This is a genomic window from Mesorhizobium sp. M0659, from assembly GCF_040320605.1.
Lineage (GTDB): Bacteria > Pseudomonadota > Alphaproteobacteria > Rhizobiales > Rhizobiaceae > Mesorhizobium.
On record NZ_JAMYPY010000005.1, the window covers coordinates 300,252 to 322,417 of the forward strand.

The window sequence follows — 22,166 nt, forward strand, 5'->3', positions numbered from 1 at the left end:
GCAACGCAATTCATGCCTCTCTGGCAATGGCAAACGGCGATGGCGTGTCGTGGTCGGCTAAAGCCCGATAAATCCACAACCGCATCATGAAATCCGGCGTTCAAACCAAGGCGCAATCGTCGGCCTGGAATTCACGGCACGATGGAACAAAATTGAAAATGCCGCGTTTGGGGTCTTGCGGCGCGATCCACCATTAGCCGCGGGGGCAACTTTATCCGTATAAATCCATAGGGCTGGGAGTGGCGCTGTGACCGTGCAGGCATCCAAGAAGCAATTGGACCGTCGAAGCATCCTGAATTCTCTGAAAGCCTTCCGGCGCGGCGATTTCTCCGTCCGCATCGACAATGTTTATGAAGGCCTCGATTCCGAGATAGCTGAGACTTTCAATGAGATCGCTGACCTCAACGACCAAGTGACGCGCGAGTTCGAGCGCTTGAGCCGGGTCGTCGGCAAGGAAGGGCGGATAGGCGAGCGCGGCCGGGTTCGCAATGCCACCGGCAGTTGGGAATCCAGTGTCCGTTCAGTCAATGATCTCATAGAAGACATGGTTCAGCCAACGGCTGAGGTTGCGCGCGTTATCGGCGCCGTCGCCAAGGGCGACCTGTCGCAGACCATGATGGTCGAAATTGATGGCCGACCGCTGCGCGGCGAATTCCTGCGCATCGGCAAGATCGTCAACACCATGGTCGGCCAGTTGGCCTCCTTCGCCTCCGAGGTGACGCGCGTGGCGCGCGAGGTCGGTACGGAAGGCAAGCTCGGCGGCCAGGCCCGGGTCAAGGGCGTCGCCGGCACGTGGAAAGATCTGACCGACAACGTCAACGCGATGGCCACGAACCTGACCGGGCAAGTGCGCAACATCGCGGAGGTTACGACCGCGGTCGCGTCGGGCGACCTGTCGAAGAAGATCACAGTCGATGTCAAGGGCGAAATCCTAGAACTGAAGAACACCATCAACACGATGGTGGACCAGCTCAATTCCTTCGCTTCGGAAGTGACGCGCGTGGCGCGCGAGGTCGGCACTGAAGGCAAGCTTGGCGGCCAGGCGCGCGTTGAGGGTGTTGGTGGCACGTGGAAGGATCTGACCGACAATGTGAATTCCATGGCCGAGAACCTGACTGGCCAGGTGCGCAACATCGCCGAAGTGACGACCGCGGTGGCTTTGGGCGACCTGTCGAAGAAGATTACGGTCGACGTGAAGGGCGAGATTCTCGAGCTGAAATCCACGATAAACACGATGGTGGACCAGCTGAATTCATTCGCGGGCGAGGTCACGCGCGTGGCACGCGAGGTTGGCACCGAAGGCAAGCTTGGCGGCCAGGCGCAGGTGCGCGGCGTCGCCGGCACCTGGAAGGACCTCACCGACAACGTCAACTCGATGGCCGAGAACCTGACCGGTCAGGTGCGCAATATCGCCGAGGTGACCACGGCGGTCGCGTCGGGCGATCTGTCCAAGAAGATCACGGTCGCCGTGCAAGGCGAAATCCTGGAACTCAAGGACACCATCAACACGATGGTCGACCAACTGAACTCCTTTGCCTCGGAAGTGACGCGCGTGGCACGCGAGGTCGGCACCGAAGGCAAGCTGGGCGGCCAGGCAGAGGTGAGGGGCGTCGGCGGCACATGGAAGGATTTGACCGACAACGTCAATCTCATGGCCGCCAACCTGACTGGCCAGGTTCGAAACATCGCAGAAGTCACCACCGCCGTGGCGCGCGGCGACCTGTCGAAGAAGATCACCGTCGACGTCAAAGGCGAGATCCTGGAGCTCAAGGACACCGTCAACACGATGGTCGACCAACTGAACTCCTTCGCCTCTGAGGTCACGCGTGTGGCCCGCGAAGTGGGATCGGAAGGCAAGCTTGGTGGCCAGGCGCATGTCGAAGGCGTCGGTGGCACCTGGAAGGATCTGACCGACAACGTCAACGCCATGGCCGGCAATTTGACGGTGCAGTTGCGTGACGTGTCGAAGGTGGCAACGGCCATAGCGACCGGCGACTTGACCCAGAAGATCACCGTCGACGCGCTGGGCGAGATCTTGCAGATCAAGGACGTCATCAACACGATGGTCGACCAGCTCAATTCCTTCGCTTCGGAAGTGACACGTGTGGCGCGCGAGGTCGGCTCCGATGGCAAGCTCGGCGGCCAGGCCCAGGTGCGCGGCATCGGCGGCACGTGGAAGGATCTGACCGAAAACGTCAACGCCATGGCGGCCAACCTGACCGGCCAGGTGCGCAACATCGCCGAGGTAACCACCGCCGTGGCGCTCGGGGACCTTTCGAAGAAGATCACCGTCGATGTCCGCGGCGAGATCCTGGAGCTGAAGGACACCATCAACACAATGGTGGACCAGCTTAATTCCTTCGCTTCGGAAGTCACGCGCGTGGCACGCGAGGTCGGCACGGAAGGCAAGTTGGGAGGCCAGGCGCAGGTGCGCGGCGTTGCCGGCACGTGGAAGGATCTCACAGACAATGTGAACTCGATGGCCGAGAATCTGACCGGCCAGGTGCGCAACATCGCCGAAGTCACGACCGCCGTGGCGCGCGGCGACCTGTCGAAGAAGATCACCGTCGATGTGAAGGGCGAAATCCTGGAGCTCAAGTCGACCATCAACACCATGGTGGACCAGTTGAACTCCTTCGCCGGCGAGGTCACCCGAGTCGCGCGTGAGGTTGGCACCGAGGGCAAGCTTGGTGGCCAGGCGCGCGTCGAAGGTGTTGCCGGTACCTGGAAGGACCTGACCGACAACGTCAACCTGATGGCGACGAACTTGACCAATCAGGTGCGCGGCATCGCCGATGTCGTGACGGCGGTCGCGCAAGGCAATCTCAGGCGCAAACTGACGGTCGACGCGAAGGGAGAGATCGCCCTGCTGGCCGACACCATCAACGGCATGATCGAGACGCTTGCCACCTTTGCCGACCAGGTGACCAACGTCGCCCGTGAGGTGGGCATCGAGGGTAAGCTCGGTGGTCAGGCGCGTGTGCCAGGTGCCGCCGGCCTCTGGCGCGACCTGACCGACAATGTCAATCAACTCGCTGCCAATCTGACCACCCAGGTGCGTGCCATCGCCGAGGTTTCGACGGCGGTGACCAAGGGCGATCTTACCCGTTCGATCAGCGTCGAAGCCTCCGGCGAGGTCGCCGCGCTGAAAGACAACATCAACGAAATGATCCGCAATCTGAAGGATCAGACGCTGAAGAATGCCGAGCAGGACTGGTTGAAGACCAATCTCGCCCGGTTTTCGCGCATGCTGCAAGGCGAGCGCGACCTTGCCACCGTCTCGCGGCTCATCATGTCCGAACTCGCTCCTCTGGTGAACGCCCAGTATGGGGTGTTCTACGTCACCAATCGCGACGAGGAGGAATCCTATCTTGAGCTGGCGGCTTCCTATGGCGCCGAGAGCAAGGCTGCCATCAAGCAGCGGCTTGATCTGCGAGAGGGCCTGGTTGGGCAAAGTGCCGCCGACAAGCGCGCCATCATGCTGGACAATGTGCCGCCAGAATTCCTTCGGGTCACATCTGGTCTTGGCAGCGCCTCGCCAGCCAATGTCATCATCCTGCCTGCCCTGTTCGAGGATGAAGTCAAAGCCGTCATCGAGCTCGCCTCGTTCGGCGAGTTTCGTGACACACACCAGTCGTTCCTCAACCAGCTCATGGAATCCGTCGGCATCGTTCTCAACACCATCGCTGCGACGATGCGCACGGAGGGCCTGCTCAAGCAGTCGCAACTGCTGACGTCGGAATTGCAAGCGCGTCAAACCGAGCTGACAAAAAAGCAGGAAGAGCTGCATGCGACAAACGAGGAGCTGCAGGAAAAGGCGCAGCTGCTCGAGAACGAAAAGAAGCAGGTCGAAAACAAGAATCTCGAAATCGAGATGGCGCGACGCGCGCTGGAGGAAAAAGCCGAGCAACTGGCGCTCACGTCGAAATACAAATCCGAATTCCTGGCCAATATGAGCCACGAACTGCGCACGCCGCTCAATTCGCTGCTCATTTTGTCAAACCTGCTGGCGACCAACCAGCACGGCAACCTCAACGAAAAACAGGTAGAGTTCGCCCGCACCATCAATTCGGCAGGAACCGATCTTCTCAGCCTCATCAACGATATCCTCGATCTGTCGAAGATCGAGTCGGGCACTGTTTCCATCGACATCAACGATATGCCGGTGACGCATCTTCGCCAGCATATGGAACGAACTTTTCGTCAGCTGGCAGCCGACAAGGGACTTGGCTTCACCATCAAGGTCGATCCGGCGCTTCCCGACACGGTCCGCACAGATGAGAAACGCTTGCAGCAGATTGTCCTCAACCTGCTTTCCAACGCATTCAAATTCACCTCGGAAGGCGAGGTCAGCCTGAACTTCCGGGTTGAAAAGGCCGGCCGCCGCAATGGCGCGACGCAGCCGGTGAAGGCTCTCGCGATCGCCGTCACCGACACCGGCATTGGCATTCCAGAAGACAAACAGAAGCTGATTTTCGAGGCCTTCCAGCAGGCCGACGGCACCACCAGCCGCAAGTATGGCGGCACCGGCCTTGGGCTCTCGATCAGCCGCGAGATCGCTCGCTTGCTTGGCGGCGAATTGCGGGTCGAAAGCACGCCGGGCAAGGGGTCGACATTTACCCTCATCATCCCGTTCGACGGCCCCCGCGTGACGACAGTACAGTCGACCCTGGCTCCGGCGGCGGAGGCGGTTGCTGCGACAGCTCTGCTCAGCAGTCCGGCCTCGGCAGAGCTGATCGACGACCGCGATTCAATCCTACCCACCGATCGGATCGTGTTGATCGTCGAGGACGACCCGACCTTTGGCGGGTTGCTGCTCGGCCTCGCCCGGTCGGCCGGGCTGAAAGGCGTTCTGTCGAATGCAGGTTCCGGCACGCTGGCATTGGCCCGCAAGCTCGTTCCCGACGCAATCACGCTTGATCTCGGGCTTTCGGATATCGATGGCTGGGTGCTTTTCGATCTGCTGCGGCATGACCAGAAGACGAGGGGAATTCCCATCCATGTCATCTCGGGTGCCGAAGACATCGACAGTCTCGCACGCAAGGGGGCGTCCAGCATTTCCACCAAGCCCGTTTCCTCGGACGAGCTGATGAAGGTGTTTCAGGATATCCACTCGAAGAAGCTCCGCGTTCAGCGCCGCGTTCTGGTCGTGGACCCTGACCCGGAGCGGCGTCTGGCGCTGGTCGAGGCAATCCGCGACGGCGTAACGTCGGTCACCGCGATCGGTCGAGTTGCGGCAAATGCAGAAGACGTTGGCCTCGCCTCCTATGATGCCGTCGTGCTCGGCTTTGGACGCTCCGCCAAGGACAACGCAAAGGCGCTGGACGAGATCACCGGCCACTTCGGCGAAGCCTTGCCGCAGCTGCTGTTCTTTACGCCTCACCCGGACGCGCTTGAACAGGTACTGGCGTTGAACCCGGCCTTGGCGGAAGCACCGCGGGCGGAGAACTTCGCTCAATTGGCGCTGCATATTTCGGCAACGCTGCCGGGAGAAGGTCGCCAAGAGGCCTGGGCAGGAACTGAACACAACGGCAAGTCCGATCTCGCCGGGGCGAAAGTTCTCATCGTCGACGACGACATTCGCAATATCTATTCGCTCACCAGTGTTCTGGAGACCTATGACATACAGGTTCTGCATGCCGAGCGGGGCCGTGATGGCATCGCGCTTCTTGAACAGGCGCCCGATGTCGACGTGGCATTGATCGATATCATGATGCCGGAGATGGACGGCTACGAGACGATGCGGCGGATTCGCGGCACACCGGCGATTGCTCATATCCCGCTGATTTCCGTCACCGCAAAGGCGATGAAGGGGGATCGGCAAAAATGTCTGGATGCCGGGGCTTCCGACTACATCGCCAAACCCGTCGACCTGGATCTCCTGCTGGCGCTGCTTCGTGTCTGGATCGGGCGTGCCCGATCCCGTGTCGAGAGCCCGGAAAAACTTCTCCTGGCAGCGAACTGACGGCCGTTCGATGCAAAAGCTGGCAAGAAACAGGGTAAGGAAACTTGAGGTGGCAGCTCTTGCCGAAGGGCCGGCAAGAGCCCGCATCCTGGCGGTGGACGACGATGAGCGCAATCTGCTGGCGATCAGCGAAGTGCTCGCGACTATCGGAGAGGTCATCTGCGCCCAATCGGGCGAAGAGGCTCTGCGCTTTCTGCTGAAAGAGGAGTTCGCCGTCATTCTCCTGGATGTCCTCATGCCAGGGTTGGACGGGTATGAAACGGCCGCACTTATCCGCCAGCGCGAGCAATCCAAGCGCACCCCAATCATCTTCTTGACCGCCATCAACAAGGAGGATGCGCATATGCTGCGCGGCTATGATGCCGGCGCGGTCGACTATGTGTTCAAGCCATTTGATCCGATCATGCTGCGTTCGAAAGTCGCGGTTTTCGTCGAACTCCACGAGAAGACGCTCGAGATCCAGCGCAAGGCGGAGGTCGAGCAGGGACTATTGGCGCAGGCGTTGCAGGCGCACAAGGACAAGCTTCAGGCCGAACGCGCGCTGCGCAGCGCCGAGCAACGGCAGGATGCCATCCTGAATTCGTTGCCGGTCTGCTTTCATGCTCGGGCAGCCGAGCCGCCCTTCGCGGCGCGCTTTGTTACCGAGGGCGTCGAGCGCTTGACCGGCTTTGCGCCTGAATACCTGACATCGGATCCGGAGTTCGGTCTCAGCCGCGTTCATCCCGACGACCTGCCGCGATTGAAGCAAGCGCTGCTGGCGGCCAAAACCACCGGCTCCTATACGTGCGAGTTCCGCTGGCATTGCGCCAATGGCGAGTATCGCATCTTTCTCGACCAGGGCGTGATGTCGGACGGCTCAGATGGCCGTGAACCGGAAATCATCGGCACATTGCTTGACATCACCGAGCGGCGCGGTCTTGAGGATCAGCTGCTTCAATCCCAGCGCATCGACGCTATCGGCAAGCTAACCGGCGGCCTGGCGCATGATTTCAACAACCTGCTCGCCGCAATTCTCAGTGGGTTAGGGCTGCTTGAACGCCGAGCTGCGTTGGATGATCAGGCGCAACAGGTACTCGACCTGACGCGGCGTTCTGCAAAACAAGGCGCTGACCTTGTCGCGCGAATGCTGGCATTCTCTCGGCGCCAGACCCTGAAGCCGGAAGCGGTGCGCCTTGCTGCGCTGGGCGACACGATGAATGGATTGGTGGCGCCTGTGCTGGGGGGGTTGATCCGTTTCGACTGGCAGATCGATGACACGATCTGGCCGGTGCATGTCGATGCAGGCCAACTTGAATTGGCCTTGATGAATCTGGTTTTCAACGCGCGTGACGCCATGCCCTCTGGCGGGACAATAACCGTGCATGCGCAGAATCGATCGATCGGGACGCTAACAGAGGATATTCCGCCGGGCGACTATGTGCTGATCGCCGTCAAGGACACCGGATCCGGCATACCCCCCGATCTTGTCGCCAAGGTCGTCGAACCGTTCTTCACCACCAAGCCGGTCGGTAAGGGAACGGGCCTCGGCCTCAGCACGGTTTACGGCTTCATGAAGCAGTCAGGCGGGACACTTCGCATAGAAAGCGTCGTCAATCGCGGAACTACCATGCAACTCTGGCTGCCACGATCGACCGAACAGCCGGTCGATCCTGTGGTGGAACCCGACATTGAACGAGCGTTCGCCGATGCCGGGATGGAGCACCCATCAATCCTCCTGATCGACGACAGCCATGTTTTGCGGCAATTGACCGCCGAGTCCCTTCGCCAGCGTGGTTTCGAGGTGACCTGCGCGGGAGGAGGGGCGGAGGCGCTGGCCATGATGGAGCGCACTCCCGACGAGTTCGACGTCATTATCACCGACTTCGCCATGCCGCTCGTATCCGGCGTCGACGTGATCCGCTTCGCGCGCAATTTGCGCTCGGACTGGCCAGCGGTCATGATCACGGGCTATGCCGATGCCCGGGAGATTGCCGATCGGCCAGCCGACGTGCCCTTGCTCGGCAAGCCCTTCCGCGACGAGGATCTGTTCGAAGCGATTTTCCTCGCGATAGAGAATGCGGCCCCCCAAAGGATCAAAACCGGCTAGCGCTTAGGGATTGTCGGGGTCTGGCCACGTCGGCAGGCCGGGCAGATCGAGACCGCACTTCGGGGCACGGCGACAAGGGCCGCATTCCTGATCGGCAATCTGGGTCATTCGCAACAGGCGGCGCTACCAGCGCTCCTCGGTGTCGCGGTCTGGTAGGTCTATTCCGCAGCACACCCAACCAAGGCGCTGCGCTGAACCGTAGTTGTACCGAGGCACAAGGTGAGCCGGATCATCGAAGGTACCGACGTGCAGCGCGATCTCGGTTGGCGACGCGTCGTAGCAAAGGCTGAGCGGCGACCCGCATTCTGGGCAGAAGCCTCTTTGCGCAATCGGCGAAGACCTTCGATATGTTGGCTTTCCGGAATTCCAGGTCAGGCTTTGGCAGGGCATCCGGGCAAGAACTGCAAACGCGCTGCCGGTCGCTCGTCTGCACATATCGCAGTGGCAGTAGTGAACCCTCGGTTCGATCCCGGCGCTGAATCGGATCCTGCCACAGAGACATCCGCCATGGATGGCCAAGGAACCGGGCAGGCGCTTGCCAACCTCACGCATTAAGATCGATCAAGGCGGCGCCGAACGCTCCGATCGCAGTCAAAGAGGCACTGCCGAGGTTTTGGTCGGTTGCGAAGGCTGTCAGCGCGCCGAACCCTTCGTCGCCGAGGTCGAGCACCACGACGAAAATTCTTTGCCCGCTGACCTGGTTAGCGAGCTTGGGTTTCATCGCGTTCCGAACCTGTTGCGGGGCAGTTAATGGGCATGGTGCTCGGCATTCCGCTTGCGGGTTGCCGCTGCCTTCTTTGCCGATTCCGATCGGCTTGCGGCTGACCGTGAAGCCGATGCCTTGCCGCCGCTTTTCCCACCCTTGTGGGCCGCGGGGTGTCCGGTGTGTTTACCACGACCCGAGCCGCCTTCTTTCTTGCCGCCGCCATCGTCCTTGTTGACGGTCGCCCATGCCCGGCGCTCGGATTCCTTCTCGGAAACACCGCGCTTCTCATAGCCTTCGGCAATGTGGTCGGCTTTGCGTTCCTGTTTGTCGCTGTATTTCGATTTGTCGCCTCGTGGCATGGTCGTTCTCCCGGCTCAATGATGTTTGAACGGTATGCCGGCGGGAGAGTTCCAAGCGGAAATTCAGAAAACTGAAAACGCGGGCGAGGATTTCGACCAACGCGGAGCGCTATTGCTCCGGAGCCGTGGCGGGTGCCGTGTAGCGGCGGCGCACGGCACCGATCACGCGTTTCTTGAAGCGACCGAGCACGGCAAGCGTCTCCCTGGAGACGACGTCGTCGCGTGCCGTCTACTCGGTAGCCCAATGCAATGAAATACGTTCCGCGACCTCAGTAGCCACCGACCACCGGCAGGATCTCTCCCGTGATGTAACTCGAGCAATGCGACGAGGCGAGGAACACGTAAGCCGGGGCAAGTTCTTCCGGTTGCGCTGGCCGTTTCATCGGCGTATCCGCGCCGAATTTCGAGACGTCGTCGGCTTCCTTGTCCGAAGGGTTGAGCGGCGTCCACACCGGACCTGGCGCGACCGCGTTTACCCGGATGCCCTTGCCGATCAGATTGCCCGAAAGCGCTCGCGTGAAGGCATGAATGCCGCCCTTGGTCATCGAATAGTCAACCAGTTGTTTGGAACCGTCGATGCCGGTCACCGAACCGGTATTGATGATCGCGGAGCCCGGCTCCATGTGCGGCACGCTCTCCTGCGCCATATGAAAATAGCCGTAAAGATTGGTCTTCAGCGTCGTGTCGAAATGTTCCTCGGTCAGGTCGTTGAAGTCACTGGAATGGATTTGGAAAGCGGCGTTGTTGACCAGCACGTCGATCCTGCCGAATTTTTCGACCGTCAGCGCCACGGCGTTGCGGCAATGCTCGCGTTCACTGACATCGGCTTTTATCAGTATGCAACGCCGGCCTTCCTTTTCGACGGCGTTTTTGGTCGCTTCGGCGTCCCTGTCTTCACTCAAGTATACGATCGCAATGTCGGCGCCCTCGCGGGCGAACAAGACTGCCACCGAACGGCCGATGCCGGAATCACCACCCGTGATAAGCGCTACCTTGTCGTCGAGTTTTTTCGATCCGAGGTAGTAAGGCGCATCGTAGAGCGGAGCGGGCTCGATCGCCCATTCATGCCCCGGTTTGGGTTGATGCTGCTCGGGAAAAGGCGGCTCGGGATATTTGCGGGCGCCGGCTTGCATCGCTTGTTGCATTTTGCCATTGCTCTTCGTCTCGTCTTTGGCGTCGATACCACGCTGGATATGGCGTTGCTTGGCGGCTTCAGCTGAAGTCTGCGACTTAGTCTGCATGGCTTTCTCCTGTGCTCGGAGAACGAACAACGCATGCCGGGCAAAAAAGTTTGCGCAAATATCTCGATCCCGAAAGGGCTCGCCATTGCGAACAGCCCGCGAAGAGCGTGGAGCATTGGTCGTCAATGAGACCGGAATTGCCATGCCGGTGGCGTTCAGACAAACACCACATTCGTTACCCGCTCAAAGCACGCTCTTTTCAGAACCATAGGGTTTGGCAATGCGGACCATGCCTTTCGTCCGAAGGCGCTGGTATAAATAGAAAATCGTCATCAAGCCGATTGCTGTTCCGGCACCAAGACACAGCGCGCGCAATAGTTCTGCACCGACACGAAACGCAAGCAGAGTAACGCCGGCCGCAGCGACGATGGCATTTATGAATGCGATCATAGTCGCTGCAGTGGTCAGGTACGCCAGGAGAGGCCCAGTACGAAGAGAAGGTTCGGCGTCATTTTCGGGCCAGCGACCGAATTCCTTGGAAAACTGGAAGGCAGCCTCGTCGCCCAAAGTTCGATAGTAGGCTCTGATCCGGGCAATGCCGATATGGGCCTGCATGTTCTCAGCGGCGATGTCGACCAACCTCAAGACGGTAAAGGCACCCAGTAAAAAGACCGATGGCAGCACAACCGCGACAAACGGCAGGAAGAACTCGGAGGACTGCGTAACAAAGCCCGTTGCCACCAGAGCGCTCGACAGAGACATAATGTAGATGGTCGTTCGCGACGCCATTTCACTTATGGACGTGCTGATCGCTGTCTGCTGCACGAAATGCTCTGTCGTCAGGGCCGCGAGAAACGAAGCATCGGGTATCGGCGTGTCAGCCATGGAGTATGCTCCTGTCGGGTCGACCTGAGTTTTTCTTCGATATAGTGCTTGCGAGGCTGGCCGCCACTGGATGCTCCCGACGCCTGACCCATGCCGGTTTATTGTGCCATATCCAGCGAGCCCGCATCACCGATCAGAAAGGGCCGATCATGTGGTCAGCAGATGATGGCCATATCGCAGGCGAAATGTCTGCCGTGGTCAATCTGTATGGCCTCCTGTTGGGGATCGTGGTCGAAGCGCATTCGCGGCGCGGTTGCAGTTGGAGCGGTTCCGCGGCGGCGCTGACGCGAGTTCGCGCATTCGTGGCAGCTGCCTCGAAACAAATTCGGTCTCTAGGCCGGCAACGCGAATTCACCGGCAAGTTCAATGGTGCGGCTTGCGGGCCGACTTTTCGGTGGCGAAGCCCATGACCACGTCCACCAGAGTCATAAATCAGCAGCCCGGATCCTGCCTACTGCGGTATCTCCAGGCCCTGCCGCAATCCTGTCGCGACGACTGAGACCCTGAATTTTCCGGCGAGTGCCCGGTCGAATATGGCGCCGACGATGATGTCGGCGTCGGCGTCGACCTCCTCGCGGATGCGGGTGGCGGCCTCATCGACTTCGAACAGCGTCATGTCCATGCCGCCCGAGATCGAGACCAGGACGCCCTTGGCGCCGATCATCGAGGCTTCGTCGAGAAGCGGGTTGGCTATCGCCGCTTCGGCGGCCTTCCTGGCGCGGTCCTCGCCCGTGGCTTCCCCGGTACCCATCATTGCGCGGCCCATGTCGCGCATCACCGACTTCACGTCAGCGAAGTCGAGATTGATCAGCCCCTCCTTGACGATGAGATCGGTTATGCAGCCGACGCCGGAATAAAGGACGCGATCAGCCATGGCGAAGGCGTCCGCGAAAGTCGTCTTTGCGTCAGCGATCCTGAAGAGGTTCTGGTTCGGAATAACGATCACGGTATCGGCGCATTCGCGAAGCTGCTCGATGCCCTCTTCGGCGGCTTGCATACGGCGCTTCCCTTCGAAGGTGAACGGCTTGGTGACGACCGCCACCGTCAGGATGCCGGCTGCCCGTGCAGCGTTCGCTATGACGGGCGCGGCACCGGTTCCAGTTCCGCCTCCCATGCCGGCGGTCACGAAGCACATATGGGTTCCCGCAAGGTGGTCCCTGATCTCGTCGATCGATTCCTCGGCTGCCGCGCGGCCGATCGCCGGCAGGGACCCGGCGCCCAGGCCTTCCGTGACATGGGCACCCAGTTGGATCAGCCGCGATGCTTTCGACATGGTCAGTGCCTGGGCATCGGTGTTGGCGACGATGAACTCCGCACCCTGCAGATTTTCGGCAATCATGTTGTTGACCGCGTTGCCGCCGCCACCGCCGACACCGATGACGGTTATCTTCGGCCGCATTTCCGAGATGACGGGCCTTGCCGCGGTGCTCATCGTCTTGTCTCCTTGGAATTGATCGATAAAAAAGTTCCCGGAACGCGCCGCTTGAACACGCCAGGTGCAAGAATCAGGTTCTATCGCCTTGGCACAGGGAATCAGAGGGTGAACTTTGCGGCAAGACAAGATGTGGGACTTGTATCATATACGCCTGAATGAGCCGACCTTTTGAATGGGTCTAGTCCAATGTTCCGGAATTCGCTCGGCTTCTGGCCAGCGAAAATCCACAATCCGGGATCCAACCCCTTCAAGCTTCACGCGCCCGCCTCACGCGCGAGAACCTTGAGAATCTGGCGGCCGATCGACGCCTGACGCTTAGCGGATCGGCATCTTGCCGCGAAACAACGGCTGATGGGCCCGCATCAGAGCGGCAATCCGGTCGGCAATCTTTCGTACTGGCGGGGAGTGGCGTTCCTCATGATGGGTGACGATCCACTGGTCGGTTTCGAGTTCGGGGATAGGCTGAGCGACGCGAACCAGCCGCGGATCGCTGTCGCCGACGAAACACGGAAACACGGAAAGGCCGGCGCCCGCGGCCACAAGTTCTCGCACCGAATGGGTGTTGTTGCCTCGCACGGCGATGCGGTCGCCGTGATGGGCTTGCAGCCAGCGCGCCGAGGCGACGTTTGCTCCTTCGCCGGTGACGCCGACGAACAAGCCGGCAGCGATGCCGTTGATCAGGTGGCATCCGGAATAAATGGCATACGCGACCTTGCCGCTCTGGCGGCCGGCCAGCCACTGTTCGGTTGGACGCTCGCTGCGGATGCCGATATCGGCGGCGCGGCGACCGATGTCGACCCGGTCGGTGGTGGTGACGAGTTCCACCCTGATGCCGTCATCGACCGTCCAGATTTCGCCGATATGGGCCGAAACGAAGGCCGAGGTCCAAGGCCCGGCCGAGACGCGGACAATGCGGTCGGGCAGGTTTCCCTCGCGCCAGCGGGTCAGCGACTGCATTGCTGCTTCGACGTCTTCGGCGCGCCGCAGCAGTTCTTCACCGACCGGGGTTAGCCGGTAGCCGGTCTGCTGCCGTACGAACAGCGCTTCGCCGATCTGCTTTTCGAGCGCGGTGACGCGTCGTCCGAGTGTGGCTGCGCTGAGGCGCGTGGTTGCCGTAGCCGCGCTCAGGCCACCCAGCCGCGCAACGTCGAGAAACAACCTCAGATCGTCCCAGCCAATATCCATTTTGCAGAAATGAAAAACTCCTTGCGACCGTGGCTGTAGCGCGAAGCGGCCATCACGCGCAAGTATATAGGCATTGGAAGCGCTTGATAATTCTGCCCTGGCGGGAAAATGACAGGCACCTCGGTTGGCCAGGCAGTCAGCGCAATCCGTTCGATCGTGCATACGCTTTGCGCGATTGCTTTGCGTTTTCGACCAATCCAAGAGCGTGGGTATCCCGCTCGCCAAGGAGACGATCATGTTGCATGAACTTCGACACCGTTTCGCCCGCTGGCTTGCCTATCGCCAGACGCTTGCGAGCTTGAGGCGGCTTCCAGACAGCATATTGGCGGATGCGGGCCTTTCTCGCGAAGAGATCCGCGAGCGAGCCCGCGACGCCAGCCTGCGTCGCTGAGATTGGAGGCGGGCATGCAGAGAATGGAGCCGGCGGCGAGAAGCAATCAGGCGTCGTCTCCTCACTGCTGAGCTGCGGCTGAATGCGCCAATACGGTTGCCACGCTTGATGCCGCCGCAGTTTCGCTCCACATCGTGAGGGATGAAGACCGAGACATCCGAGCGGCGGCGGACTTTGCTGTGGGCCTTGCCCGCATCGCTGGTCCTGCATGCGCTCATCACCGCGTTCCTGGTCTATGGCCTGCCCGTTCCTGCCCAGCAGCCGCAGGAGGAGCAAGCGGTGAACGTCGCGCTCGTGCCGCCGCCCGAACAGCCAAAACCGAAACCCGCTCCCGCGCCGCCGCCACCAGAACCTGGAAAGCCGCCGGAGCAGAAGGTTGAAAAGCCGGCACCGGAAAAGCTGCCGCCGATCGAGGTCCTGAAGCCTGTTTTTCAGTTCGGCGACAAAGACACTGGCCCCAAAAAATCCTTGGATGGAGGCAGCGCTCAAGACAATGCGCCATCGCCGGCCAAGGATAACGAGCCACAGTCGGCTGGCGCGCCAAAGGATGCGGAGAGTAAACCCGCCCCAGCGCCAGACGCCGGAGAGCCGGCAGAGTCAGCCAAGATTAATGAGAAGCCGGAAGCGGACAAACAGCAGGCTGCGACCCCACCCGCTGACAAACAGGCATCCGCGGCCGCAATGCCTTTGGCTGCCCATGGGGACGACGGTGAGATCGAGCTTCCCGCGTCGGCTCAGGCGCCTCGGACCAGACCCGAAAACGTGCCGAAACGCCGCCCCGCAAAGGCTACGAAGTCAGGACGCGGAATCACCGAAGAGCCAAACTCCATCGACGTGGCCTCGGCTACACCGCGGCCATATTCGGGCCTTCCGGGCGTTCGCAAACTCTTTTCGCAAGGCGCTACCGGTGATGTGTTCGCAACGAACTCGATGGCCGACGTGCCTCGCGATCAACGGGCCGCCAGACTTTGCGCCAGCGTTCTTGAGCAAGAGTTGAACGACGCCTCTTATTCTCCCCAATTGATCCCAAGCATTCCGCTCAAGGCCGGCAATGTTCTTGACGCCCCAGACACCGCTTTCCGCACGGCAACGACATGGTACCATCTGAGCTTTCGGTGCGGTATCGACATCAATGCGACGCGGGTCACGTCGTTCGGCTTCCGCGTCGGAGCAGCCGCCTCGCCAGAGGAAAGCGCCTTTCTTGATCGGGACGTCCGTCGGCGGCGCGGTCCCGGCTGAGACGGCCCCCAGTAGTCTGTCGGGGCGCACATCAAGTTTCACCGCACATATGGATCGTCTTGAATGCCTGCTTCAATCCGCCGGGCGGTTGGCCTTGCGCCACTCCTCATATTCGCCGCGGGCATCGTCATGCAGCGGATAGTAGCGCTGCAGCGGTGCGCCCTGCATCAGCTTCTCTCGCGAGAACTCTTCCCAATCGTGATGCTTCCGGGATTCTTCGATCACCTTTGCGGCCATTGCGACGGGAAGCACTACCACCCCGTCGTCGTCTGCGATGATAATGTCGCCCGGGATCACTGTGACACCGCCGCAGGCGATCGGAACGTTGACGGCGTTCGGATAGATGCTGGTTTGCACATGGTAGTTGGGCGTCCAGCCGCGCAGCCATAGCGGCAGATCGAGCTTTTCGACATTCGGCCGGTCGCGCATGCATCCATCGATGACGATGCCCGCGCCGCCTCTGCCCTTGAAGTAGGTCGACATCATATCGCCGAAGACGCCCGAGCTCATGTCGCCGCGCGCGTCGACGACGACCACATCGCCTTCCTGCGCGTGGTAGAGCACGTGCCGGTGCAGTTGCGTTTCCGGGTCGGCGTATTCTCCCTCGCTGAAGAGGTCCGGCCGCTGCGGCAGGAACTGCAGCGTCAGCGCCGGCCCGACGATCGACTTCCCATGGTTCTGCGCCACCGGACCGACCATGTGAGGATTGCGGAAACCCATATGGCCTAGCGTGCCGGCGACCGTCGCGGCGCCGATTTCCCTCAGGGCGTCAATGAGGTCTTTGGGCGGTCGCGTGATGTCAGGGATATGCGTCATCGTGGACTCCGGTTGAGATGGACTACCAGTTCGTAACAGACCCGTCGCGGCGCTTCAGGTGAGGCGCTTCCCAGAAACGAAAAGCCTCCGCCTGGACCGCCGCTTCGTTGACCTCGACGCCGAGGCCCGGCAGGTCGCTGACCGGATAGTCGGGACCGTCGAGCCGTGGTTGCACGGGGAAGAAGTCGGAATTGTCGAAGCCCAGCTTCGTCTCGGGTTCCCTGGTCTCGAGCCACGCGAAGTTGGATACGGCGGCGGCGAGATGCAGGGTCGCGGCCGTGCACACCGGACCAAGCGGATTGTGCGGCATCAGGTCGACATAGTGCGCCTCGCTCCAGCCGGCGACTTTCATCGCCTCGGTGAGCCCGCCGACATTGCAGACATCGAGACGGTTGAACTGATGGATGCCGCGCTCGATGTAGGGCAGGAACTGCCACTTGCTGGCAAATTCCTCGCCGATGGCAAAGGGAATGTCGGTCATCCTGCGCAGGGATTCGTAGGCTTCAGGTGTCTCGTCGCGGATCGGCTCCTCGAGAAAATCAAGCACGCCGCGGCCGAGCTTGTTGCAGAAGCTCGCCGCCTCTGCCACCGACAGCCGATGATGATAGTCGATGCCGAGGACGACGTCGTCGCCCAGCGCCTCGCGCGCCTTGTTCAGCATGCTCGCGGTAGCGCCGATCGACTCGCGGGGTTCGAAGATGTCCCTGCTGCTTTGCCCTACGGGGAAGAAGCGGATCGCCTGCCACCCCCGTGCGCGCAGCTCCCGGGCTCGTTCGATGGCGAGGTCGCCCTCGGCCTCGTCTCCGGTCGAGGCGAAGGTGGGGATGCGGTCGCGCTGCTTGCCGCCCAGCAGTTCGTAGACAGGCACCCCCAGCGCCTTGCCCTTGATGTCGTGCAGGGCGATGTCGATGGCGGAAATCGCCGCCTGCAGAACGCGCCCGCCTTCGAAGTATTGGCTGCGATATGCCTCCTGCCAGATCCGCCCGATCTGCATCGGGTCGCGGCCGATGAGAAACTCGCGATAATGCTCGACCGCGCCGGCAACGGCCTTTTCGCGCCCGCTCAAGCCGCTCTCGCCCCAGCCGAAGACGCCCTGGTCGGTCTCGATCTTGACGAGCATCTGATTACGCGTTCCAACCCATACAGGATAGGGTTTGATCGCGGTGATCTTAAGCTTTTCAGTCATCCCCAACGTTCCCAATGAACCCCGTCTTGTCTCAGCCGGCCTTGAGGGCCAGTTCAGTTTCGCCATCGAACAGATGCAGCCGCTCCTGGTCGAACTCGAGCCAGATCTGCTCGTCAGGTGCGACAGCGATGTTGGGGGACACGCTGATGTTGACGATGGCGCCTGACAGCAACGCCTGCACGAAGGTGACGTCTCCGGTCGGCTCCACTGTATAGGCCGTGGCCGGGACGCTGCCTGGCACCGCGCTCTTGTGGAGCCTGATGGTCGAGTGACGTGCGCCGAGCACGACTTTCCTCGACGTTGCCCCCGCAACCTTCCGGGCGTTGAGCGGCGAGAGCTCAAGGCTCCAGCCCTCCGCGCCGGTCAACGCAGTGTTGCCGTTTGCTGTCGATGCCTCCAGTGGAACAAGGCTCATCGCCGGGCTGCCGATGAAGCTGGCGACGAACATGTTCACCGGATGGGCAAAGACCTGCGCCGGAGAATCGTATTGCAACAGGTAGCCGCTGTTCATCACCGCCATCTTGTCGGCCATGGTCACGGCTTCGAGCTGGTCGTGCGTGACATAGATGATGGTCGCCTTGAGGTCCTGGTGGAAGCGCTTGATCTCCGAGCGCATCTGGACGCGCAGTTTGGCGTCGAGGTTGGAGAGCGGCTCGTCCATGAGGAAAACGGCAGGGTCGCGGACGAGGGCGCGCCCCAAGGCGACACGTTGCTGCTGCCCGCCTGAAAGTTCGCGCGGCTTGCGCTCGAGCAGGTGCGTCATGTCGAGCACGCGCGCCGCTTCCTTGACCTTCCTGTCGATCTCGTCCCTGGGCAGCTTGCGCATCTGCAGCGGGAACGCCAGGTTCTTGTAGACCGATTTCTGCGGGTAGAGCGCGTAGTTCTGGAACACCATCGCGATGTCCCGGTCCTTGGGGTCGAGGTCGTTGACCACGCGGTCGCCGATGACGATGTCGCCCGATGTGACCGGGATCAATCCCGCGACAAGATTGAGCGTGGTTGTCTTGCCGCAGCCCGAAGGGCCGACGAGCGCAACGAACTCGCCGTCATTGACCGTCAGCGAAACGTCGTTGACAGCCTTGAAGCCGCCATAGGTCTTGACGAGATCTCTCAGGACCACGTGGGCCATCGGCAACTCCCTACGGCATGATGCCGAAAAGTGTGAAGCGGTTTTCGGACGACATCATGCTCTATCTCTTTGATTTAGAGGCGGATTCAGATTTCAGGTCGAACAGACCTGAAATCATCCGGCTCTAGTGTTTGACCGCGCCTTCTGTAAGGGCGCGTACGAAGTATCGTTGCAGGAGGAGGAACAGCACCACGACGGGCACGCTCATCATGAAGCTGGCCGCCATCAGGCCCGGAAAGTCCGTCGTATTCTCCGAGAAGAAACGCTGTATGCCGACCGGCAGGGTCAACTGCTCGTTCTTGGAAAGGAAGGTGTAGGCATAGATGTACTCGTTCCAGGCGCCAATGAAGGAATAGATCGCGGTGGCGATGATACCGGGCGTCGACAGAGGCATCACGATCAGGATGAAGGCCTGGAACCGGGTCGCCCCATCGATCCGCGCCGCCTGCTCGAGCTGCACCGGAATGTTGTCGTAAAAGCCCTTGAGCAGCCAGATCGCCAGCGGCAGGCCGAAGGTGAGATAGGTGAGAATGAGCGAGCCATGCGTGTTCACCAGCCCGATCGCGCGCATCAGGATGAAGAGCGGCACGAGAAAGATCACCGCCGGGAACATGTTGCGCAAAAGCACGGTGAAGAACAGGAAGTTTCGACCGGGGAAACGAAAGCGCGAAAAGGCGTAGGCCGCAGGAACGGCCACGATCACCGAAAGGATTGTGGTGACCGTCGACACGTAGAGGCTGTTCCAGAAAAAACGCAGGAAGTCCTGACCGACGCTGTTTTGCGGATCGAGCAGCTTCTGGTAGCTGGCCAGGGTAGGCTCTTCCGGCCACCATTGCGGCGGGAACTGCATCGCCGCGAAGCCGGACTTGATCGAGGTGATCAGCATCCAGATCATCGGCAACGCGGTGTAAAGCAGCATGAACACGAGGAAGATGCGCCCGGCCCAACGCCATCCGTCGATGCGCATGCGGCGCCGGGCCGGACGTCGAGGGACTGTCTCGACGATCGTGCTCATGCGCTCCCCTCTTTGCGCTCGTTGCCGGCCAGCGCACGGACGTAGAAGTAGCCCAGCACCATCAGCATGAGGAACAGGAGTACCGAATAGGCCGATGCGACGCCCCATCGCTGCCGGCCGAAGGCGAGCTCATAAATGTGGGTGATCCAGATGTGCGAAGCGTTCGACGGCCCGCCACCGGTCATGATCCACGGGATGATGAAGGAATTGAAATTGGCCACTGCGAGCAGCAGGATCGTCACCGTCGAGACGTTGCGCAGATGCGGGAAGGTGACGTGCCAGAAACGCTGCCATGCATTGGCCCCGTCGACTTCCGCGGCGCGCAGCAACTGGTCGGGGACCGTCTGCAAACCGGCCATCATCATGATCATGGCAAACGGAAACTCGCGCCAGATATTGACGACGATCAAGGAGGGCAGCACCGTGCTGACGTTGTCGATGAAGTTCGGCGGCCGGTCAGCCAATCCGAGGCCGACCAGCACCGCGCCGATGATGCCGAAGTCCGAATGGTAGATCCACTTCCAGATATAGGAGGCGGCAACCGCGCTGATGACCCAGGGAATGATCAGGATAGCGCGCAGGACACCCCGGCCGATAAACTCGCGGTGGAGGGCCAGCGCGGCGGCAAATCCCAAGGCAAAGGCAACGAAGGTAGATGCGATCGTCCAGATCAGGGTGTTCAAGGTGACTTTCCAGAACACCTGACTGGTGAGGATGGCCGTGTAGTTGTCCAATCCGATGAAGGTCTTGTCGCGGAGCTGCAGGCCAGGCGGCGTCTTAAAGAACGACAGCTCGACCGTGTAGTAGATCGGATAGGCGATGACGATGAGCATCACGGCGATCGCTGGAAGCACGTATGCGTAGTCGGCGCGATGCTCCCAGATATTCCGCAGCATGCCGGAGCTACCGGGTTGCAATCTTCGGCGAGCCTCGGCCTTGCCGGTCACGATCGTCACGATGGCGTGCCCTTGTTGTTAGGAGCAAACCGGCTGCACGCATGTCGGCACAGCCGGTCGGATCGCAGGTCAGGCCCGGACTAGAGTCCGTCCATCAGGTTTTTCACCTTCTCGGCCGCATCGTCGGCAGCCTGGTCGACGGTCATCGCTCCGGTCAGGGCGTTCTGCAGCATGTCCGGGACGATGATATTCATGATCTCGGGCGATTGCGGCAGCGCCGGGAACGGAATGCCGTATGGCAACATCGAGGTGGTGACATCGAGGAACTTGATGTTGTCCAGACGTTCCTTCATCCATTTGGTCTTGAAGCCGTTGAGGTTGCCCGGGTTCGAGCCGGCATACGCCATCTTCAACGACCATTCAGGGCTCGTCCACATGCAGATGATGGCCTTTGCGGCCGGCTCGTCCACCTTGCCGCCCTCGACATATTCGGGCTTCAGGATGTGAATGTTCGAGCCACCAAACACGACGGCCCGCTTGCCGTCGGGGCCGGTCGGAATCAGGCCATAGCGCATGTTGTCGATGACAGTCTGCGCCTTGTCCTTGTCGGCGCCCGTTGCCTTCTTCTGCAGGTCGAGCATGACGTTATAGTCGGACGGGTGCGAGACCATCATGCCGAGTTGGCCGGCGACGAACAGGGGCTGGTTATCGGCCTGCTGGTTGGTGAGGGCCGAAACCGGAACCGACTTGTCGCGAACATACATGTCGTAGGAGGCTTGCAACGCCGCCTTGCTCTGCGGGCTATTGAGCTCGACCTCCTTATAGGTCGGGTTCGCGGAGGCTTCGTCGAAGACACCGCCGCCATAGGCCCATAGCTGCGGCATGAAGCGGTACGGCGTGTTGCCGGCGTTCTTTCGCGCCACGAGGCCGTAGCCGGCAATGCCGAGCTTGTCATGGATCTGCTTGGAATATTTGACGACGTCGTCCCAGGTCGCCGGAGCCTTGTCCGGATCGAGGCCCGCACGCTTGAAAATGTCGGCGTTCCAGATGAACGCCATCGTCTCATTGTTGGTGGGAATGCCGTAGGTCACGCCATCCCAGGTTACCGCCTTCATGGCGCCGGGCCAGAAATCCTCTGTGGGATAGCCCACATCTTCCGGCTTGAGCGGCTGCAGATAACCCTTCGAGGCGAACTCGGTTCCGCCCAGGATTTGCAGGCGGACCGCCATCGGCGCGGCGTTGCCCAGCAGCGCCGTGCGGAATTTGTCGAGAAGGTCGTTGTAGGTGAGGGCCTGATCCTCGAGCTGGATGTTCGGATAGGTCTTGCGGAACGTCTCGAAGAAATCCTTGTAGTACTGACGCAGCAGGTCGGGGTCGCCCTCGAACACGCCCTGATACCAGAACGTCAGTCGCCCCTTGTAGTCGAGCGGGGTGACCTTGCCGCAATCGGCGGCCGTGTCGAAATTCTGTGTGCCGGCGATGGAGCGCACATACTCCGGCGACCACTTGCTCAAATCGACCGGCGGCGCACCCAATGCCGATCCCGACATCAGCGACGCCATCAAAGCAGTGGCTACAGTGCCGCGCAGGACGGCACCGCCGAGTGTAATCCTCGTCATAGTATCCTCCCAGATTCTCCCATGCCGCTATGCGCCAAGGGGCTCGTCCGACCGTGCGGGATGCGTCCTTCTG

General features: G+C 60.9%; 17 protein-coding genes. 4 read left to right on the forward strand and 13 right to left on the reverse strand.

What is annotated here, in order from left to right; all coding sequences use genetic code 11:
• Positions 1-253 precede the first annotated feature (253 nt).
• The gene (locus NKI31_RS11255) at positions 254-5,965 is read left to right on the forward strand and encodes a HAMP domain-containing protein (RefSeq protein ID WP_031246159.1); all 5,712 of its coding nucleotides are present in this window, start codon (positions 254-256) and stop codon (positions 5,963-5,965) included.
• The gene (locus NKI31_RS11260; protein WP_352651504.1) at positions 5,913-8,051 is read left to right on the forward strand and encodes a PAS domain-containing hybrid sensor histidine kinase/response regulator; all 2,139 of its coding nucleotides are present in this window, start codon (positions 5,913-5,915) and stop codon (positions 8,049-8,051) included. The genes NKI31_RS11255 and NKI31_RS11260 overlap by 53 nt, the downstream gene beginning before the upstream one ends.
• Positions 8,052-8,174: 123 nt before the next feature.
• On the opposite strand, the gene NKI31_RS11265 is transcribed toward NKI31_RS11260, so the two are convergent.
• The 7 genes from NKI31_RS11265 to NKI31_RS11295 all read right to left on the reverse strand — a co-directional run bounded on the left by NKI31_RS11265 (position 8,175) and on the right by NKI31_RS11295 (position 13,802).
• A complete protein-coding gene (locus NKI31_RS11265; RefSeq protein ID WP_352651505.1) occupies positions 8,175-8,603 on the reverse strand; it encodes a GFA family protein in 429 nt (142 codons plus the stop codon).
• Complete coding sequence (locus NKI31_RS11270) at positions 8,596-8,772, reverse strand: PCC domain-containing protein (RefSeq protein ID WP_023729484.1); 177 nt, start codon at positions 8,770-8,772, stop codon at positions 8,596-8,598. The genes NKI31_RS11265 and NKI31_RS11270 overlap by 8 nt, the downstream gene beginning before the upstream one ends.
• Positions 8,773-8,798: 26 nt before the next feature.
• Positions 8,799-9,116, reverse strand: a complete 318-nt coding sequence (locus NKI31_RS11275; protein WP_023668087.1) for a hypothetical protein — start codon at positions 9,114-9,116, stop codon at positions 8,799-8,801.
• 269 nt (positions 9,117-9,385) lie between these two features.
• Positions 9,386-10,357 carry an SDR family oxidoreductase gene (locus NKI31_RS11280; RefSeq protein WP_023687856.1) on the reverse strand — a complete coding sequence of 324 codons (972 nt, stop codon included), beginning with the start codon at positions 10,355-10,357 and terminating at the stop codon, positions 9,386-9,388.
• A 183-nt stretch (positions 10,358-10,540) separates the two neighbouring features.
• The gene (locus tag NKI31_RS11285) at positions 10,541-11,182 is read right to left on the reverse strand and encodes a hypothetical protein (protein ID WP_352651506.1); all 642 of its coding nucleotides are present in this window, start codon (positions 11,180-11,182) and stop codon (positions 10,541-10,543) included.
• A gap of 451 nt (positions 11,183-11,633) precedes the next feature.
• Positions 11,634-12,614, reverse strand: a complete 981-nt coding sequence (gene ftsZ, locus NKI31_RS11290) for a cell division protein FtsZ (RefSeq protein ID WP_023696303.1) — start codon at positions 12,612-12,614, stop codon at positions 11,634-11,636.
• 318 nt (positions 12,615-12,932) lie between these two features.
• Positions 12,933-13,802 (reverse strand): LysR family transcriptional regulator, encoded by an 870-nt coding sequence (locus tag NKI31_RS11295; RefSeq protein ID WP_023714617.1) that lies wholly within the window; start codon positions 13,800-13,802, stop codon positions 12,933-12,935.
• A gap of 235 nt (positions 13,803-14,037) precedes the next feature.
• On the opposite strand from NKI31_RS11295, the gene NKI31_RS11300 reads away from it, so the two are divergent.
• Together NKI31_RS11300 and NKI31_RS11305 are read left to right on the forward strand one after the other, a co-directional pair.
• The gene (locus NKI31_RS11300) at positions 14,038-14,193 is read left to right on the forward strand and encodes a YjiS-like domain-containing protein (protein ID WP_023712171.1); all 156 of its coding nucleotides are present in this window, start codon (positions 14,038-14,040) and stop codon (positions 14,191-14,193) included.
• Between the two features lie 141 nt (positions 14,194-14,334).
• Positions 14,335-15,432, forward strand: coding sequence for a DUF930 domain-containing protein (locus NKI31_RS11305; RefSeq protein WP_352651507.1), 1,098 nt, complete (start codon positions 14,335-14,337; stop codon positions 15,430-15,432).
• 72 nt (positions 15,433-15,504) lie between these two features.
• On the opposite strand, the gene NKI31_RS11310 is transcribed toward NKI31_RS11305, so the two are convergent.
• From NKI31_RS11310 to NKI31_RS11335, 6 genes are all read right to left on the reverse strand, one after another.
• Positions 15,505-16,248: a ribonuclease activity regulator RraA gene (locus NKI31_RS11310; protein ID WP_023668095.1), complete on the reverse strand. Its 744-nt coding sequence runs from the start codon at positions 16,246-16,248 to the stop codon at positions 15,505-15,507.
• 22 nt (positions 16,249-16,270) lie between these two features.
• Complete coding sequence (locus NKI31_RS11315; RefSeq protein WP_352651508.1) at positions 16,271-17,434, reverse strand: mandelate racemase/muconate lactonizing enzyme family protein; 1,164 nt, start codon at positions 17,432-17,434, stop codon at positions 16,271-16,273.
• Between the two features lie 31 nt (positions 17,435-17,465).
• Positions 17,466-18,563 carry an ABC transporter ATP-binding protein gene (locus NKI31_RS11320; protein WP_352651509.1) on the reverse strand — a complete coding sequence of 366 codons (1,098 nt, stop codon included), beginning with the start codon at positions 18,561-18,563 and terminating at the stop codon, positions 17,466-17,468.
• A gap of 124 nt (positions 18,564-18,687) precedes the next feature.
• A complete protein-coding gene (locus NKI31_RS11325) occupies positions 18,688-19,578 on the reverse strand; it encodes a carbohydrate ABC transporter permease (protein ID WP_023714612.1) in 891 nt (296 codons plus the stop codon).
• Positions 19,575-20,534 (reverse strand): carbohydrate ABC transporter permease, encoded by a 960-nt coding sequence (locus tag NKI31_RS11330; RefSeq protein WP_023704648.1) that lies wholly within the window; start codon positions 20,532-20,534, stop codon positions 19,575-19,577. The genes NKI31_RS11325 and NKI31_RS11330 overlap by 4 nt, the downstream gene beginning before the upstream one ends.
• An 80-nt stretch (positions 20,535-20,614) precedes the next feature.
• Entirely contained in the window at positions 20,615-22,093 is a 1,479-nt protein-coding gene (locus tag NKI31_RS11335) for an ABC transporter substrate-binding protein (RefSeq protein WP_031243165.1), read from the reverse strand.
• Positions 22,094-22,166 lie beyond the last annotated feature (73 nt).

What these genes read in the sequence shown, in the direction of transcription:
- NKI31_RS11265 (WP_352651505.1), bottom strand. Translation starts at nt 8,603, where the DNA reads ATGCGTGAGGTTGGCAAGCGCCTGCCCGGTTCCTTGGCCATCCATGGC.
- NKI31_RS11270 (WP_023729484.1), bottom strand. Translation starts at nt 8,772, where the DNA reads ATGAAACCCAAGCTCGCTAACCAGGTCAGCGGGCAAAGAATTTTCGTC.
- NKI31_RS11275 (WP_023668087.1), bottom strand. Translation starts at nt 9,116, where the DNA reads ATGCCACGAGGCGACAAATCGAAATACAGCGACAAACAGGAACGCAAA.
- NKI31_RS11280 (WP_023687856.1), bottom strand. Translation starts at nt 10,357, where the DNA reads ATGCAGACTAAGTCGCAGACTTCAGCTGAAGCCGCCAAGCAACGCCAT.
- NKI31_RS11285 (WP_352651506.1), bottom strand. Translation starts at nt 11,182, where the DNA reads ATGGCTGACACGCCGATACCCGATGCTTCGTTTCTCGCGGCCCTGACG.
- ftsZ (WP_023696303.1), bottom strand. Translation starts at nt 12,614, where the DNA reads ATGAGCACCGCGGCAAGGCCCGTCATCTCGGAAATGCGGCCGAAGATA.
- NKI31_RS11295 (WP_023714617.1), bottom strand. Translation starts at nt 13,802, where the DNA reads ATGGATATTGGCTGGGACGATCTGAGGTTGTTTCTCGACGTTGCGCGG.
- NKI31_RS11300 (WP_023712171.1), top strand. Translation starts at nt 14,038, where the DNA reads ATGTTGCATGAACTTCGACACCGTTTCGCCCGCTGGCTTGCCTATCGC.
- NKI31_RS11305 (WP_352651507.1), top strand. Translation starts at nt 14,335, where the DNA reads ATGAAGACCGAGACATCCGAGCGGCGGCGGACTTTGCTGTGGGCCTTG.
- NKI31_RS11310 (WP_023668095.1), bottom strand. Translation starts at nt 16,248, where the DNA reads ATGACGCATATCCCTGACATCACGCGACCGCCCAAAGACCTCATTGAC.
- NKI31_RS11315 (WP_352651508.1), bottom strand. Translation starts at nt 17,434, where the DNA reads ATGACTGAAAAGCTTAAGATCACCGCGATCAAACCCTATCCTGTATGG.
- NKI31_RS11320 (WP_352651509.1), bottom strand. Translation starts at nt 18,563, where the DNA reads ATGGCCCACGTGGTCCTGAGAGATCTCGTCAAGACCTATGGCGGCTTC.
- NKI31_RS11325 (WP_023714612.1), bottom strand. Translation starts at nt 19,578, where the DNA reads ATGAGCACGATCGTCGAGACAGTCCCTCGACGTCCGGCCCGGCGCCGC.
- NKI31_RS11335 (WP_031243165.1), bottom strand. Translation starts at nt 22,093, where the DNA reads ATGACGAGGATTACACTCGGCGGTGCCGTCCTGCGCGGCACTGTAGCC.